15 protein-coding genes are annotated in these 17,727 nt (G+C 36.4%); 9 read left to right on the plus strand and 6 right to left on the minus strand.

Going from position 1 to position 17,727, the window contains the following annotated elements:
- Positions 1–136 precede the first annotated feature (136 nt).
- The 4 genes from ACIR310F_RS0103430 to ACIR310F_RS0103450 all read left to right on the plus strand — a co-directional run bounded on the left by ACIR310F_RS0103430 (position 137) and on the right by ACIR310F_RS0103450 (position 3,931).
- A complete protein-coding gene (locus ACIR310F_RS0103430; protein ID WP_028082614.1) occupies positions 137–976 on the plus strand; it encodes an alpha/beta fold hydrolase in 840 nt (279 codons plus the stop codon).
- A gap of 73 nt (positions 977–1,049) precedes the next feature.
- Positions 1,050–2,753: a serine/threonine-protein kinase gene (locus tag ACIR310F_RS0103440; protein WP_028082615.1), complete on the plus strand. Its 1,704-nt coding sequence runs from the start codon at positions 1,050–1,052 to the stop codon at positions 2,751–2,753.
- A 244-nt stretch (positions 2,754–2,997) separates the two neighbouring features.
- A complete protein-coding gene (locus ACIR310F_RS0103445) occupies positions 2,998–3,399 on the plus strand; it encodes a fasciclin domain-containing protein (RefSeq protein ID WP_028082616.1) in 402 nt (133 codons plus the stop codon).
- A gap of 202 nt (positions 3,400–3,601) precedes the next feature.
- Complete coding sequence (locus tag ACIR310F_RS0103450; RefSeq protein ID WP_028082617.1) at positions 3,602–3,931, plus strand: hypothetical protein; 330 nt, start codon at positions 3,602–3,604, stop codon at positions 3,929–3,931.
- Positions 3,932–4,073: 142 nt separating this feature from the next.
- Here ACIR310F_RS0103450 and ACIR310F_RS21435 read toward each other — a convergent pair whose 3' ends face one another.
- The 3 genes from ACIR310F_RS21435 to ACIR310F_RS0103465 form a co-directional block, all read right to left on the minus strand.
- On the minus strand, positions 4,074–4,280 hold the full coding sequence (locus tag ACIR310F_RS21435) for a hypothetical protein (RefSeq protein ID WP_035367569.1): 207 nt from the start codon (positions 4,278–4,280) through the stop codon (positions 4,074–4,076).
- A gap of 372 nt (positions 4,281–4,652) precedes the next feature.
- Complete coding sequence (locus tag ACIR310F_RS0103460) at positions 4,653–6,008, minus strand: UDP-N-acetylmuramoyl-tripeptide--D-alanyl-D-alanine ligase (protein WP_028082618.1); 1,356 nt, start codon at positions 6,006–6,008, stop codon at positions 4,653–4,655.
- Between the two features lie 184 nt (positions 6,009–6,192).
- Positions 6,193–6,876, minus strand: coding sequence for a Uma2 family endonuclease (locus ACIR310F_RS0103465; protein WP_035367570.1), 684 nt, complete (start codon positions 6,874–6,876; stop codon positions 6,193–6,195).
- Between the two features lie 97 nt (positions 6,877–6,973).
- Between ACIR310F_RS0103465 and ACIR310F_RS21440 the strand changes: the two genes are divergently transcribed.
- Entirely contained in the window at positions 6,974–9,076 is a 2,103-nt protein-coding gene (locus tag ACIR310F_RS21440; RefSeq protein ID WP_081677547.1) for an Eco57I restriction-modification methylase domain-containing protein, read from the plus strand.
- Positions 9,077–9,088: 12 nt separating this feature from the next.
- Positions 9,089–9,550, plus strand: coding sequence for a BsuBI/PstI family type II restriction endonuclease (locus ACIR310F_RS24045; RefSeq protein WP_081677548.1), 462 nt, complete (start codon positions 9,089–9,091; stop codon positions 9,548–9,550).
- Between the two features lie 125 nt (positions 9,551–9,675).
- Here ACIR310F_RS24045 and sodB read toward each other — a convergent pair whose 3' ends face one another.
- From sodB to ACIR310F_RS0103485, 3 genes are all read right to left on the minus strand, one after another.
- The gene (gene sodB / locus ACIR310F_RS0103475) at positions 9,676–10,275 is read right to left on the minus strand and encodes a superoxide dismutase [Fe] (protein WP_028082620.1); all 600 of its coding nucleotides are present in this window, start codon (positions 10,273–10,275) and stop codon (positions 9,676–9,678) included.
- A gap of 369 nt (positions 10,276–10,644) precedes the next feature.
- Complete coding sequence (locus ACIR310F_RS0103480) at positions 10,645–11,136, minus strand: GAF domain-containing protein (protein WP_155963056.1); 492 nt, start codon at positions 11,134–11,136, stop codon at positions 10,645–10,647.
- Positions 11,137–11,331: 195 nt separating this feature from the next.
- Positions 11,332–12,150: a type 1 glutamine amidotransferase gene (locus ACIR310F_RS0103485; RefSeq protein WP_028082622.1), complete on the minus strand. Its 819-nt coding sequence runs from the start codon at positions 12,148–12,150 to the stop codon at positions 11,332–11,334.
- Positions 12,151–12,747: 597 nt separating this feature from the next.
- On the opposite strand from ACIR310F_RS0103485, the gene ACIR310F_RS0103490 reads away from it, so the two are divergent.
- From ACIR310F_RS0103490 to ACIR310F_RS0103500, 3 genes are all read left to right on the plus strand, one after another.
- Entirely contained in the window at positions 12,748–13,530 is a 783-nt protein-coding gene (locus ACIR310F_RS0103490; RefSeq protein WP_028082623.1) for a COP23 domain-containing protein, read from the plus strand.
- Between the two features lie 378 nt (positions 13,531–13,908).
- Positions 13,909–14,634, plus strand: coding sequence for a peptidylprolyl isomerase (locus ACIR310F_RS0103495; protein ID WP_081677551.1), 726 nt, complete (start codon positions 13,909–13,911; stop codon positions 14,632–14,634).
- 51 nt (positions 14,635–14,685) lie between these two features.
- Positions 14,686–17,679 carry a peptidase domain-containing ABC transporter gene (locus ACIR310F_RS0103500; RefSeq protein ID WP_028082625.1) on the plus strand — a complete coding sequence of 998 codons (2,994 nt, stop codon included), beginning with the start codon at positions 14,686–14,688 and terminating at the stop codon, positions 17,677–17,679.
- Positions 17,680–17,727 lie beyond the last annotated feature (48 nt).

A 17,727-nucleotide genomic window follows, 5' to 3' on the forward strand; every position in this document is an offset into this window, starting at 1 on the left:
TCATCTTGTATTTCTACCATTGACGTTGACATTTATTAGCTCCATGATTTCCTGTAAATCAATTAAAAATTAAAACCTGGAAATTGATTTTTTCTGCTAAAATTTCTAACCACCTGTCTTGGAGAACATTAAGCAAATGATACCTATACGGAAAACTCTCTCAACATCTGATATTCAACTTTCTTACCTAGAATGGAATCAAGGTCAAGAACCATTAATATTGTTACATGGTATGGCTGATCATGCTTTAGTTTGGTCAAGTTTGGGAGACTATTTAAAATCAGATTACCATATAATAGCGCCAGATATGCGTGGTCATGGTGAAAGCAGCAAGCCAGAAAAAGATTACAGTTTTAAAAGTGCAATTTCCGATTTAGAGGCATTAATGGATAAAATGAGGTGGTCTGCGGCTCATATTGTCAGCCATTCCTGGACAGGAAAATTAGCCGCCATTTGGGCTAGAGAAAACCCAACCAGATTAAAAAGTATCACATTAGTAGACCCGATTTTTATCTGGAAAATGCCCAGTTTTCTGAAAATCATATTTCCCCTTTTATACCGTGTTTTACCTTTCCTCAAAAGCATGGGACCCTTTACCAGTTACGAAGCAGCCGAACAAACAATTAAACAACTCAGTCAATATCAAAATTGGAGTTCTTTGCAACAGCAAGTTTTTCAAGCTGCAATTGCACAAAAACCCGACGGTACTTGGGGTAGTAAATTCACTATAGCAGCCCGTGATGGCATTTTTGATGCAGTCATGGAAGTACCAGGTTTTATTCACCCAGTTGACACACCTGCTCTCTTTATACAACCAGAAAAAGGTGTCAACCGCCAAAATTGGCAAATTCAACCTTACAAAACCAACCTCAAAAATTTGCTTATTCGTCAAGTCCCCGGAAATCATTGGCCATTCTTAACTAACCCAACAGAATTTAATCAAATAGTTGCCAGTTTTTTAGCAGCACAAAAATGAGATTATTACAAATAATTCGCAATTACCCATTACCCATTACCAATTACCCATTACCTATTCCCTATTCCCCATTATGAGTCTTTGTATTAATCCAGTTTGTTCTCAACCCAACCACCCAGATAATGACGAAAACCGCTTTTGTCAAAGTTGTGGTTCTCAATTAGAATTAATCGGACGTTATCGAGTTTTACGTTTATTAAGTGACAAAACTGGATTTGGTAAAATTTACGAAGCTTATCAACAAGATAGTCCAAAAATTCTCAAAGTCCTCAAACAAGAATTAACTAATGATCCTAAAGTAGTTTCACTATTTCAACAAGAATTTAATGTGTTAAAACAATTAAATCATCCTGGTATTCCCGCAGCAGAAGATTACTTTCCCTATCAAACCAGAAATAATTTTATACTGCATTGTCTGATTATGGAAAAAATTGAAGGACCTAATTTAGAACAGTGGTTAAAGCAACAACAAAACCGCCCCATTTCTCAAGTTCAAGCCATAGCCTGGTTAAAACAATTATTAGAAATAATAGCTTTAGTTCATAATCAACAATATCTCCATAGAGATATTAAACCATCAAATATCATGATTCGTCCTGATGGACAATTAGTATTAATTGACTTTGGTACAGCTAGAGAAATTACTAAAACCTATTTAGCTGGTGGGGGAATGACAGCAATTTCATCATCAGGTTATAGCCCTCTAGAACAAATGCGTGGACAAGCCATACCCCAATCAGATTTTTTTGCATTAGGACGGACATTTGTATTTTTATTAACGGGATATCAACCCGGAGAATTATATGATCATAACTTGGATATTTTCAAATGGCGACATCATGCAAATCACGTTTCTCCATTATTATTAGATTTGATTGATTGGTTAATGTCTACCCAAGTAAATCAACGCCCTAGCAATACTCAAGAAATTTATAAAAGATTATCAGAAATTGAATACCAACTCCCAGAAAATACATCTGCAACCGTAAATATTAGCGGAACAGAAAAAACAGCCATAGTTAATCAAACAACTACTAATAATGCTGTTATTCCCCCACAAACACAACCGGAAAAATTACCATTATTGTCCTGGTTTGCAGCTTTAATAGTTTCCTTATTACTACTGTGGTGGGTAGCATTAGGATTTAGAGACAATAAATTTGTAGCCTTACCTGCTGACTATGGACAAGCACCAGTTAAAAAAGGCAAAGTTGATTATTTTCCCTATGAAGCAGGGAAAGATAGTCAAGGCAGAGTTGCAGAGTTTAATATTGCAGTTTTATCAGTAGAATATAAATGGCAATTAGGCAGCACCTACCAAATTAAATATAATAATCAAACTATAACAATTGATTCCTTAAAATCTAATTTAGAACAAGAAGGAATCCAGAAAATTATGGAAAATCCCAGCGAGATTATTTCCGTGGGAACAGCCTCTTGTGAAGGTAATATTACCACCGAACAAAGTCGCGCTTTAGAACGTTCTCAACAAATTCAATTATTAGTAAAAAAGATATTTAGTAATACACCCAGTGTTAAAGGTTATCGCTTATTAAATTTGGGACAATTTCAGAGAAAAGACTGTCAAGCTAACCAAGACTCAACAGACTATCAACGCAGTATTATTATTATTGGAGTGAAAAAACAAGCCGCAGATGTAATATTAGATGAAGCTTTAAGAGATAGATTAGAGAAAAAACCATTTGCTGATTTTAAATTAGATGATTATTCTCTAGGTTCACCAGATAAATTTAAAACCATATCCAGTAATTTATAAGGTAGTTAGCAATGAAAGTCCTATATTCTTTGAGTAAATAGTGAATTTATGAACCGGATTTTTGCAGTTTTGCACCATAAAATCTGCCTAATGCACCAGTTCCCAATCTTGCATAAGTGCGTTTAACCATCTTATGTATGGAAAAATCATCAGTTCAGATTTTACCAGAATTGTAGCTAATTAAACTTAAACATGATTTACTATTTTCTAGAACCTTTGCTAGATATAAGGTGAGGTAAAATTAATGGCTGATATTGTTGATATTGCAGTTAGTAATGATGCGTTTAAAACTTTAGTGGCGGCTGTGTCTGCTGCTGGGTTAGTAGAAACATTAAAAAGTCCCGGTCCATTCACCGTGTTTGCACCCACTGATGATGCTTTTGCTAAATTACCCCCCGGCACAATTACAACTTTATTACAAAACCTTCCCCAGTTAGCACGAATTTTAACCTATCATGTCGTTCCTGGCAAGTTAACAAAGGATGATTTGGCAAAATTGGGTACAGTAACTTCTGTGGAAGGTTCTCCTATTAAAATCAATTGTGATCATGGTTTTGAGGTGAAAAATGCCACAGTTTTAGCCGCCGATATTGTTGCAGATAATGGCGTGATTCATGTTATTGATACTGTGATTTTGATGGGTTAATCCCGCCTTTTCATCAGTAAAATATAATAGAGACGTTTTATACCGCGTCTCTATTATGAATAAATTTAATTGTCAAGGCCAATTCTTTAAAAAAAGTAACATAAATGGTGCGATTACTCACTTTTGATATAGTATAATCTTATTAATCTATTATTTACAATAAAACTTAATCATAAGCACCGACAATTATCCCCAAAAATCAATGTTAGATTTCAACATCTTAGCTGAGTTTTCCCGCAACAACTGTATAGGTATTTGTGCCTTTCTTGTCCCAGCCAATATCCTAACAACCTTATTAACGATGATCCTCACGTTCCTAAATCGTCCCCTGGGTCAAGTGTGGATATCTACAGGATTAGCCTGTTTATTTGCCAGTGTCATGGTGCTGCACGTTTATACTTGGTTTATGATTGGTGTAGTCATGACACCAACTTATATCTTATTGTCCCTAGCAGTTACTTGTTTATTGACCAATCTTTTCCTAATTATCTGGCGCAGAAATTCTCTACAATTGTTTTCTCTTGATAAATAACCTCAACAAAAGTCAAAATTTCAGTAATACCAAAAACTGGATATTTGGCTTTTTTTATTAACACTCAGAATAGTAACTAAAAATATAAATTACTATTCTGACTATTTTTAATAGCTATTAGTTAACAGCTATTTTTTTACTTTTACCAATACCCGCGATAAGAACCGCCGTAAGAACCATGAGAGTAACCGTGAGAGTAATGATAATTGTGATGAGAATAACAACTATAATTACCTCCACCAACAACGGTTTTTACTTCCTCGGTAACTAGTTCATCAAGAAAACTAGTAGCATCATTAAATAAATCATAACCGACAGGAACTAATGCAGATATTTGGATATTAGCCATGATAATTACTCCTTGATTTAATGAATTGTCTTGACAAAAGACAAATGAGATTAGACTCGCTATGGACTAACCTTATTTCTGATTCTTCCCAAAATAATTGATAAATTCAAGGACTTAACCTCAATAGATAAGACTTAATTGAACTATTTTTGTCTAGTTATTCATGGTAATTAGCAGTTAAAAAATGTTGGTTAATTGTCAGTTTTTGATACTTACCAGGAACATATTTTAGAGATGTTTCATGCAACATCTCTACAGAAAATGTCATTTTTATTGTGGATTAGATTGACGGAAAATACCGACTTAATTAAGTTTATTTTGTCTAAAGTATATGAGATAGACAACATATCTAGACCCAATATTCAAATCTCTTTAATTGGTAAATTCTGCCCGTAATTGATTAACAACTCGATCTAATCCCACAGAATGGGCGGCTTTGAATAATAAGCAATCTCCTGTTTGCATAAATGTTTTTAATCTTGTTACCAAATCAGCATGGGTACTAAAACATTCACAAGATATATTATCGGCACTATTAGCAATAATTTCCGCATCTTGACCATCAACTAATACTAATAACCCATCAAGATGCAAATTTTTGACCATTTCTCCGACTTTTTGATGTAGTTCTGCGGATCTTTCTCCTAATTCTTTCATTGCCCCTAAAACCGCAATTTTCCGCTTTCCTGGTGTGTCTGCTAACAACTGCAAAGCCGCTAACATGGCTTCTGGGGCGGCATTATAGGTTTCATCTAAAATTACGATATCATGAGGTAAAGTGAAGCGTTGACTTCTACCTGTGGGCATATTTACCATGATACCAGATTTTAATAATTGCCAATCAATTTCTAATACCTGAGCTACGGCTAAAGCTGCTAAAAAATTACTAGCATTATGACGACCAGGTAAAGGCAAAGGTAGACGCATTCCAGCAACTTCTACGGTTTCATTATTAATTAGTTTTCCTTGAATATCCCCACCAGAAAAGCCATAACTGATAACTTTCCCCTGCCAAAATTTCGCGGACATTTCCATTAATAATGGATTATCATAATTAAGAATGGCGGTACTATGATCTGGCATTGTCGCTAATAATTCACATTTAGCTTCAGCAATTGCCGCTTCTGAACCAAGTAATTCAATATGGGCTGTTCCCACATTAGTAATTACCCCAATTGTTGGTTTAGTAATTTCTGTGAGTTCGGCAATTTGTCCCTTGCCCCGCATAGCCATTTCTATGACTGCAAAATCATCTTCTTTCGTCAACTCTAAAAGAGTTTTGGGAACACCTATTTCATTATTAAAATTCCCATAGGTTTTATGGACTTTTCCTTTTGTAGCCAAAACTGCGGAAATTAGTTCTTTAGTGGTGGTTTTACCTACTGACCCTGTGATGCCAATTACAGGAATAGAAAAACTTTCTCGCCACCATTGAGCAATTTGCTGGTATGCTTTTAAAGTATCTTTAACCCGCAAAATCGGAAAACCCGGATTGTCATAAGCATAATCAACTATAGCCAATATAGCCCCTTTAGCGATCGCTGTGGGTACAAAATCATGTCCGTCAAACTTTTCCCCTCGCAAAGCCAAAAAGACCTCACCCGGTTGCAAAATCCGGGTATCTGTTTGTATCCCAATAGCCAACTGAGCTAAACTAGATACAGATACATTCACAGGTTCAGCTATAAGAACTTCAACCAGTTGAGAGATAGTGGTAGAGACTGACATACTGATAAACGATAAGGTATTTTAAAGGTAATAACCTTATCATTTTTTGTGTCACGTTGTCATTGAAGATTTATTTTTGTAATTACTACTACTTATAGCACAATAGCTTAATCCTTCAGTGATTGCCTCTTCTCTAAATCAAAACCAATACAAAAAAGCGATCATCTGTCGTCTAGATAGAGTCTCATGAAAAACATTTTATAAAATCTGCGTGTTCAACAGACTGTAAACCAGTTTGTAAAACATTCAATACAACTTGCATATTACCTGTTAATAATTCATTTACCGCTAACCATAAACCTGGAAATACCCGACTTTGTAAAACTCCTTCTTCATTAGGTGCTAATTCTAAATATTCACCTTCTTGTAAGGAAAACCAACTTAATTTTTCGTCCAAAACTTGCCAAACAATATATTCTCTCACACCATTGCGACGATAAGCCTGTTTTTTGCCATGGAGGTCAATAGCCACACTACTAGCAGCAATTTCTACAACTAATTCCGGTGGACCCTCAATATAATCATCCTCACTGATGCGAGTTTGACCTCCTGCTTCTGGTATAATAATCAAAACTGCATCAGGTTGAGGTTCATTATCTAAATCTAGCCGGACTGTGGGTTCAACTCCTAAAGCCACACCAGGGGTCATGGCTTCATAATTACCAAGCCATGTTAGGATGCGACCATGAGGTTGTCCATGACTTCTAAAACGCAGAGCAGCAGGCATAATATAAACTATTCCTTCGATTAATTCAGCTTTTTTCGGTTTAGATGCGGCATTATATCGCCGTTCAAATTCATAACGGGTGAGTTTGTCCCCGTTTGTCAAAGGAGGAATTATCGAAGCTGGGAGGGGTATTTTTACCATAATTTTCTTAATGAGTAATGAAGCCCTGAACGAATTATAACAAATTATTCAAATTTTTCATAATTTCTGGACATTTTACTTTCTATAAATTGATAATATGACAACTTTCCTCACAGATTCTCTAGATATAAATAGATTTCATTTTTCTTCAAGATTGAACTTAAAACAAAGAAGTGAATTAGGTCAGTTTCTAACTCCTGCACCGATTGCGAGATTTATGGCAGGACAATTTAACAATTTATCTGGTAATATTAGTTTGCTAGATCCTGGTGCTGGTGTTGGGTCTTTAACTGCTGCTTTTGTAGAGCGATTATTAATAAATGCTGATCAAATTGAGAGTTGTTTAATTACAACCTATGAAGTAGAAGAAACCTTTTTACCCTGTTTAGAACAATGTCTTATAGAATGTTGTAATACTTTAAAGAACAAGGGAATAAAAGCAGATTATTCTTTGCGAAATCAAAGTTTTATCGAGAGTATTGGTAAAACCAGTTTACCGCTTTTTACTAAAAATTACCACAATTTTACCCATGCAATTCTAAATCCACCTTATAAGAAAATAAGTAGTAAATCAACTGAGAAAAAAATACTATCAAAGCTGGGAATTGAAACGGTAAATTTATATAGTGCATTTGTTTGGCTGTCCATGTTACAACTTGCTGAAAATGGCGAAATAGTTGCAATTACTCCCAGAAGCTTTTGTAATGGTAGTTATTTCCGGCCTTTTCGCAAAGCTTTTCTAGAAAAAATGGCATTTCAAAATATTCATATATTTGCAAGTCGCTCCTTAGCTTTTGCAGAAGATAATGTTTTACAAGAAAATATTATTTTTCATGCTGCTAAAACAGAAGTTAAACCTAAATGTATAGAAATAAGTATTAATTCAGAACAAGAATTAGATAATTTTTCAGAAATCAGACTTGTTCCATATAACCAAGTTATTGAAACAAATGATCCTGAGATGTTTATTCATATTCTTACCAACTCTCTGGAAGATGCTGTAAAAGTGCAAATAGATAAATTTTCATCTACATTAGATCAACTTGGTTTAGAAATTTCAACTGGTCCAGTTGTAGATTTTCGTCTTAAATCATCTTTAAGAAATTCCTTAGATGATCAAACCGTTCCCTTAATTTACCCAGAATCTATAAAACCAGGAAAAATTTTATTTCCTCCCACAAAACCGAAAAAATCAATTGCTATTGAAAATAATCAACAAACACAAAAATGGTTAATTAAACCAGGATGGTATGTTTTAATCAAGCGATTTTCTGCTAAGGAAGAAAAACGTCGTATTGTTGCTGCTGTCTGTTCTCCTATAAATTCACCCGCGCTGGGTATAGAAAATCATCTTAGCTACTACCATGCTAAGGGAAAGGGAATGAATCCTGACCTAGCAAGAGGTTTAACAGCATTTCTCAATTCAACTTTATTTGATAACTATTTTCGGCTGTTTAGTGGTAATACACAAGTCAATGCAACAGATTTGCGTAAAATTAGATATCCCTCTCCAGAGGATTTGATGCAACTGGGAAGCCAAATTGATGAATTTGTATTTGACCAGGAAAAACTTGATACACTTGTTCACAAAACTCTGTCAATTATGAGTGAAGCAATAAACGCAATTCAAGCTAGTAAACGTATTCAAGAAGCACTAACTATTCTGAAAGAAATGTCTGCACCAAAAGAACAGCAGAATGAAAGATCCGCACTGTGCTTACTTGCATTAGCAGATATTCGACCGGAAACTTTTTGGAATCAAGCAACAACTCCCAAACGCAGAATTACTGAAATGATGGATTGGTTTCGTGATTATTATGGAAAACAATACGCAGCAAATACACGAGAAACTGTGAGAAGACAAACAATGCACCAGTTTGTACAAATGGGTTTAGTTGTGGAAAATCCAGATCAACCAAACCGACCAATTAATAGCCCTAAATGGTGTTATCAACTTCAACAACAAGCACTTTTGTTGATACAATCATACAACTCTGACCAGTGGGAAGAATCTCGTCGTAATTATGCTATTTCTGTCAAGAATTTATTACAGGATAGAACTCGAAATATCCCCACAATTCCCGTTAGTTTACTCAATGGACAAGCAATTTACAGCACTTCCCGATGTTATGAGGTACAAGAACCCCACCCCCAACCCCCTCCCCGCAAGCGAGGAGGGGGCTTAAGATGTACCTCATAAGAGCGGAAACCCCTGTATCTATCAGCAGGTGGACAAAATAATTTAATCAAAGACATTTTAGAAAATTTTTGTCCCAGATTTACACCAGGAGGTTTGGTTCTTTATCTAGGTGATGCTGGGGATAAATTTATTATTAATGAAAGTCAAAATCTTAGAGAAATGGGAGTAGAGTTAGATCCTCATGGTAAAATGCCAGATGTTGTCGTTTATTATCAAAAACAAGACTGGCTAATCTTAATAGAAGCTGTAACCAGTCATGGTCCTGTTAACTTAAAACGACACAATGAACTAAAACAACTGTTTAAATTTAGTAGCAAGGGGTTAGTTTTTATGACTGCTTTTCCTACTCGCAAAGAAATGACTCGGTATCTAGCTGAAATTGCTTGGGAGACAGAAGTTTGGGTAGCAGACCAACCAGATCATTTAATTCATTTTAACGGGGAGAGATTTCTTGGAGCATACGAAAACCGCTAAAATAGTTTGGGAAATTTTGATACGAATAAAAAAATTAAATAACATTGGGTTGGGTAGGGGATAAAGGGTAATAAGTAACGATATTAGCAGTTACCCATTACCCATTACCAATCACCCGTTAAAATCTAAGCAGCGAAATTTGCAGCGACAAAATCCCAGTTCACCAAGTTATCTAAGAAATTCTTGATGAATGCAGGACGAGCATTTTTAAAGTCAATGTAGTATGCGTGTTCCCAAACGTCAATGGTCAACAGTGCTTTTTTACCATGAGCTAGGGGATTTTCTGCGTTTGGTGTTTTCATGACTTTGAGAGTGCCATGATCATCAACCAACCAAGCCCAACCACTACCGAATTGAGTAGCAGCAGCGGTAGAAAATTCTTCTTTGAATTTGTCAAAGCTACCAAAATCCTGAGCGATTTTAGCAGCTAAAGCACCTGTAGGAGCGCCACCACCAGCCGGTTTTAAGCAATTCCAGAAAAAAGAGTGATTCCAAACTTGAGCCGCATTGTTGAAGATTCCAGCCTTAGCAGAGTCACCAAAAGCGATTTTAATTACTTCTTCCAAAGACTTGTGAGCTAACTCTGTACCATCAACCAGCTTGTTCAAATTATCTACATAAGCTTTATGATGTTTACCATAATGATACTCAAAGGTTTCAGCTTTCATGCCGTAAGACTCTAAAGCGTCAGAAGCAAAAGGTAAGGGGGGTTGTGTAAATGCCATGTTGTGAAATCCTCTCTTTACTGTTGTCTTGTTAAAAGCTATGAAAGAAGCTTCGGAAATTACGGATTTTGTATGGTCTTGTTTTATATCCTGAATGTCGGCACATAAAACTTAACATTGTTATTCTACTACTAAAGTGAAAATTCCTACCAATGAGTTAGGATGTGATTTTGAGATTAGAAAAATAGACTCTTATTCGACACCCAGGACAAATTCCCATCCACCTGTTCTGGTACAGGTCACTCATACCCACTATTTGAGTAAGATTTTATATTATTTTTTACTTTTATCTTCTCGACCATTGTACCCAACCTTTATACAAGTTGCTGTATCTAAGAAACATCAACATCAGAAACATCTTCTGCGTGATTAACTTTCTAAAATATTAGAATCTGTTGCTAAAGTTCCCGCTCCCTTTTGCATCAATTCAATATCTGTTAAAGTCCAAGAACGCGCACTTTGACAGTGATGAGCTACTAATAGTCCCCATAATCCCCTTGGTATTAAAATTGGGACTACTAAATTGGCACGTACCTGCATACCGCGCAGAAATTCCCGGTGACAATCCTCAATTGCTTCTAATTCTATATCAGCGATCGCTCTGACTCGTTTTTCCAAGTACATCATTGCATACTCATGATTAAAACAATCACTAGGACCTGTAGAACCGAGAATCGAATATTTATCAGCACTTAACGACTCAAATGTTACCTGTCCTTGCCATTGTCCATAAAAATAATACAATACTACCCGATCAACCTTTAAAGATTCTCGCAATTGATTTGTCGTTTGTCTGATCAATTCGTCTCGTTGCATTCTGATAATAAGACGATTGAGCAATTCTTTTAAACCCTGATCCATGTGCTGGTTTAAATGATGATCAAATTCTGGTAAAGAAGGAAGTTCCACAGATTTTAAATGATGACTAACTAAACAATTTCGGTTTTTTATAGTAACTTATCAGATGTTTTACAGAAAATTCAGTTGATTTTCTATAAAAGTCATGTAGTTTAATATTAAAGTTGAGATTCTTATTTAATCTAAACTACACCTATTTTAGATTCTGATTCCCGCAGCAGTGGGTAAATCAACTTTTAACCGTTTAAACATTGCTTCTCGTCCCTGCATCGCTAAGGTATCATCTAAAGTTGAAAGTTTGATTTCTTGCTGATATTTTAATCTTAACGCGGTTTGAATTAACCAATCAGCAACAAAGGGATTTTTAGGTAATAATGGACCATGGGAGTAGGTAGCGATCGCATTTTGATAAAACGCTCCTTCTGTTCCATCTTCTCCATTATTACCCAAACCATACACTACTCGCCCCAAAGCTGCCACCTTCCCTAATTTAGTCCGGCCACCGTGATTTTCAAACCCGACTAAATAAGGTTTTATCCCTGTCATTGCTTGCAATTCTGCTGCTAACGGAGAAGCTGTAACTTCTATGACCAAATTACCAATACATCTTTTAGTATTTTCACCAGGATGAACAGAAACTAAATCCAATATTCCTAAACCCTCAATTCTTTTTCCAAAAGCTGGTTCATAATAATTTCCCAATAGTTGAGGAGAACCACAGGTAAAAACTCCCGGTGTACCATTTTCTATTTTATGACGCATGGACTGAGCTTTTGCACCCTGTAAATCCCGCATCACAATTTCTTGTTGACGGTCTTGGGCGCCACCACCGACAATTATATCTACGGATTTAATATCTTCTGCGGTGGAATTTTGATCCAAGGGTAATACAGTCACATTATACCCCCGCCACTGGGCGCGACGTTCTATGGTGATCACATTTCCCCGATCACCATAGGTACTCATTAATTTGGGGTACAGCCAACCAATAATAATTTCCATGGGTGCATAACTCATAAAACCTCTAATATAGCGTTAGCAGGGAATAGGCAGAACTAGGCAAATTTTAAGAAATATTTCATTATTGTTACAATACATTAATAACTTTCAAGTTTAGTAAATATACAATCTAGAGGGAAAAACTGATGCTAGATTAAGACCATGGTACAAAAAGGTTAAAAGTTAAACCTGAAATCAAAATTTTTCCATTAGAGTTTGTGCCTCCTGCTCTAGTGTCTTGACAATCAATTCTAGGTTTTTGCTTCCTCTGAAAGTGTTTTCGCCTGAATCTCACCAAATTGTTATTGGAGGTGTTGAAACTCACGTTATTAAAGTGTCCGTAAAGATTAGAAATTGAGGAAGTGTGTTTTAGATTGGATTAAATTGATTGTCTGTCCGGTTCACCTCTATATTTTTTTTATTGAATTACAACCTAATCGAGAAACCGCTGTAAGCTACTGATAATCCTTCGTAGCTTGGGGCGGTTTCTGCTATATATAGCCAATTTTTGGCTGGCTGTCTCCAAAAAAACAAGTTTTTCCATGAACTAAAAACTTATATTCTGGGTCAATATAGATATCAGCTATTTACATATTTCCACTACGGCTTATATTTATGTCTTTACAATCACTGCGTTTGTTATTCTTGAGTAGTCTTGGCTGTTCTTTATTTTTTGGGAATGCTGTGACTGTTGCTCAAGTTGTTGTACCTACAGTTCCATCAGGTTCAACTACAGTTCCATCAGGTTCGACTACAGTTCCATCGGGTTCAACTACAACTACTATACCAAATTCTACCACAGTTAACAGTAGTACAAGATTTAGTTGTGAATCCTACAATGGACAGTTTATAGTCATGTATCAGCCCCAAAGTCAACCAGGACAATATTTTGCTTGGGCTGCACCTCAAAATTTAGGTGGGGGTTGGGATACCCAAAAACGTTGTCAAGCGATCGCGGGGCGTTTAGAATTATATCGTGCCGATGGTTTACAGGAACTAAGAATAGCTGTAGAAAACAACGAAAATATTATTTGTGTCACCACTGAAGCCCAACCGAATTGTCGAATTGTCTTAACAGTACCCCGTGGTAAAGATCCCTATGCAGTTCGTAATAGTGTATTTCAAAATCTCACTACCGCTGATAGTGGACAACAAACTATTGCTGTTGATACCTACATTGAACGTCAAAGAGGAAAGGGAGATAGTTTATACAAGATAGGACAAACACTTATAGGTAGTAATAATCAGCTTAGTTCTTCTAGAAGTGGGATTAATTTGAAACCATATCTTGATCCTCAAGATGGTGGTACTGCCAAAAAATTGAGAAATGGAGTAGGAATTGGACGCGATAGACAACAAAAAGACACTGTTCGTCTAAATCCTGGCAGATTTCGTTAAATTTGGTCATCTATTTCAGGCTGGTAAATCGTAATTACGATTTACCAGCCTGATTTTTTGTGATCTACAACGAGCAATTTAGTAGGGGATGATGCGATAGTTAAAGTTAGCAAAGATTTACAGAGTAAAAGTAAGTTTAGTATGACAAATTTATCAATTCATGGTATTTTGGTACAATAATATGCAAAATATGTAAGTATGAACAGCCTGATTATCTAAATCTAACCTCTGCCAGTGGACAACTTACTGATATAAATCAGTACACTAACTTGAAAACAGAGTAAATTAGTAGTAGATTATCTAATCTTAACCGAAAGATAACTTGTTCAAAACCTAGTCCTATTATCTTTTCAAAAGCAGTTAAAAACGGTGACAAATCTGATCACAAGCCATAAGAATCAAGTCCTGCAATGGGGCGATCGCATCCTCCAGCCCGGAGAAGTTCTATCATTAATATCGGAATACCAGCTTATTCCCGTATTAATCAAGGAAATTATCATTGATCAAGCGATCGCAGCAGCCGAAATTGTCCATACTCCAGAAGAAGAAAAACAGGTCTGTGAACAATTAGCCCAACAATATCAGGGAATAGATCAACAAGGAGAAAATTTCCAGCAATTAAAGATCATGGCCATGCGACAATTAAAACTAGAAAAGTTTAAAGAGGCCACTTGGGGTGGAGATCTAAACTCTTACTTCTTCCAACGTAAAGCCCAATTAGATAGGGTAATTTATTCCCTGATTACCACCTCGGAAATCGGAATTGCCCAAGAAATCTACTTCCGCATCAAAGAGGGTGAACAGTCTTTTGCTGAGTTAGCACGGGAATATGCCCAAGGTCCAGAAGCTCAAACTGATGGCTTAGTAGGTCCAATAGACTTACAATCTCTGCATCCAACATTGGTAAATATCCTCTCAAAAAGCCAACCACAGCAGCTATTACCACCAACTCAAATTAATAATGTACTGGTAATTGTCCGCTTGGAAAAATTACTGCCAGCCCAACTGGATCGTTCAATGCGGCAACGGTTGCTGAATGAAAGATTTAATCAATGGTTACAAGCACAAATGACAGAACAAAAATGGCAAATTCAAATATCATAAATTGCCCGCTCCTTTTGCCAATATAAATTGACATAATTAACCTCAAAAAACATGACTTATACTAAGAGTACCTTTGAAGAATTTATTGCCACGATTCCAGGGTTTGACCAATTATCAAATGAGGAAATTAGCAAACTCTCGTCACCACAAATTTTACAGCCTTTACGTTACCGCATGGGGCAGAAAATTGTTGGTAAAGAACAATTACCTCAAAAGGTATCAATTCTTTATCAGGGGCGGGTCAGGCTACTAGGATACCCCGAAAACCAATCACCAATTACTTTAAAAATAGTAGAACCAGGAGCGGTAATTGGGGAAATTTCTTGGTTACGTCAGATTCCTTGCGAAACAGCGATCGCCTATGAAGAGGTGATATGTTTAACCTGGAATGCAGCAGATTATTTACAATTCCTATCTCGAAATTTAGCATTTACTCAGGCTCGTCAACAAATAACTAACTTAACGGAAGTATTTGATATCTTGAGTTTACAGATAGCACAACAACCTTTAGCCAATCATAACCTCAAAGACCTGACTCAACAGGTGTTATTAGGGTCAAAAATTCATTATTTACGACCAGGAAAAACACCTTTACAAGAATTAGAAAGTGATCGAATTTGGTTTGTAAGTAGTATTTGTAATCTGAGCAATTTAACCCCTGGTTATCGCTTAGAAGATGAAGTAATTGAAGTTAAAGATAAACTTCCTGTCCGTTTGTTGGGTATCAGTCAGAGTGATTTATCATTACTTGATAGTCCACCTCTAAAAACAGAGAAATTAGAAAATCTATTAGATGGTACTGTCACTATAGAAGAAGTTCCCTACGCAATAGAATCGGAATTTATTGGGACAAGTACATCAAAGGATTTACCAAAAAATCAAAAATATCCATTTTTTAAAGGACAGGGAGAACTAGAATCTAGTCTGGCTTGTTTTCAAATGCTATCCAAGCATTTAGAAATTCCCTTTCGGAAAGAAGTAGTCCGCCGCATTTTAAATGACCAAATCAAGCGTCAAGGCAGTGTATCTTTTCAACTTTGCGCTTATTTATCAGAATTAATTGGACTCAAATCTCAGCTAGTTGATGTTCCGGCTGTTTCTATTAACCGCATTCCTACCCCCGCATTAATTCGCTATCGTGATAGTTTTGCAGTTCTTTATGCCGTAAATGGAAAAAAAGCCGTTTTGGGTGTACCATCTCAAGGTATTATCAACACCAACCTTGATAAATTGCTAGAAGAATTAGAAACAGATGAAACCAACTTACAACCACAAGTTAGGGTTTTATTGCTCAGTGCGACTAAGGAAACACCTAAAGAACGCTTTGGATTAGGATGGTTTGTTCCTTACTTATCCCGTTACCGGCGGGTGTTGATAGAAGTATTTATTGCTTCCTTCTTCGTCCAATTAGCCGCCCTAGCTAATCCTCTAGTTATTCAGCTAATTATTGATAAAGTCATCGTTCAAAATAGTATTAATACCCTAAACGTTTTAGGAGTATTACTATTAGCCGTGGGTGTATTTGAAGCGGTATTAACTACATTGCGGACTTACTTATTTGTAGATACCACCAACCGCATTGATATGAGTTTGGGGTCACAAATTATTGACCACCTACTGCGCTTACCACTGCGGTATTTTGATAAAAGGCCAGTAGGTGAATTATCCACCAGAATTAATGAACTAGAAAATATTCGTCAGTTCCTCACGGGTACGGCTTTAACAGTAGTGTTAGATGCCTTATTTTCCGTAGTTTATATAGTGGTCATGCTGTTTTACAGTTGGCAGCTAACCCTGGTAGGCTTAGGAATAATCCCTCTATTTGTGGTAGTGACATTAATTGCTGCGCCAACAGTGAGTAGACAATTAAGAAGTAAAGCAGAACGTAACGCCGAAACTCAATCTTATTTAGTGGAGGTGATGTCAGGTATTCAAACAGTTAAAGCCCAAAATATCGAATTGCGATCGCGTTTTTCTTGGCAAAAAAAATATGCTAAATTTGTGGCAGCAGGTTTTAAAACCGTTATTACTTCCACATTAGCTAACTCCACAAGTCAGTTTTTAAGCAAACTCAGCAGCTTATTAGTTTTATGGGTGGGAGCTTATTTAGTTTTAAAACAAGAACTAACATTAGGAGAATTAATTGCCTTTCGGATTATTTCTAGTTACGTTACCACTCCCATATTACGGCTGGCACAAATCTGGCAAAACTTCCAAGAAACTGGGTTATCTTTAGAACGACTAAGCGATATTGTTGACAGTCCCCAAGAAGCAGAAATAGATAAGAATAACATTCCCCTCCCACCCATTATTGGTGCAGTCAAATATGAAAACGTTTCCTTCCGATTTGCTGCCTCAGGACCACTACAATTGAGTAATGTTACTGTCGAATTTCCCGCAGGTCAATTTGTCGGTATTGTCGGACAAAGTGGTTCGGGCAAAAGTACAATGATGAAATTACTGCTAAGACTTTATGAAACAGAATCTGGCAGAATTTTAGTTGATGGTTATGACATTGCCAAAGTTGAACTTTATTCTCTGCGGCGACAAATTGGTGTAGTTCCTCAAGATACCCTTTTATTTGATGGTACAGTACAGGAAAATATTGCCTTAACTAATCCTGAAGCCACAACAGAGGAGGTGATTGAAGCTGCTCAAATTGCCGTAGCTCATGAGTTTATCATGAGTTTACCCCAAGGCTATAATACGCGAGTTGGAGAAAGAGGATCAGCCCTTTCTGGTGGACAAAGACAAAGAATTGCGATCGCACGTTCTGTGTTACAAAGACCTAAATTACTAGTTCTAGATGAAGCCACCAGCGCCCTAGATTATCCCACCGAAAAACAAATTTGTCTGAACTTAGCTCGCGCTTTTAAAGGTAGTACCGTTTTCTTCATTACCCACCGTTTAAATACTGTGAGTAATGCTGATACTATCGTCGTCATGGATAACAGTAGGATGATAGAACAAGGTAGTCATCAAGAACTTATGGCTGCTAAAGGTCATTATTTCTATCTTTATCAACAACAGGAAGTAAATTTGTAGTCAATTATTTCTAGGGGTTTAGCATTGCTAAATCCTGCCAATTGTTGA

Origin of the sequence: Dolichospermum circinale AWQC310F (assembly GCF_000426925.1) — a bacterium.
GTDB classification, from domain to species: Bacteria; Cyanobacteriota; Cyanobacteriia; order Cyanobacteriales; family Nostocaceae; genus Dolichospermum; species Dolichospermum circinale.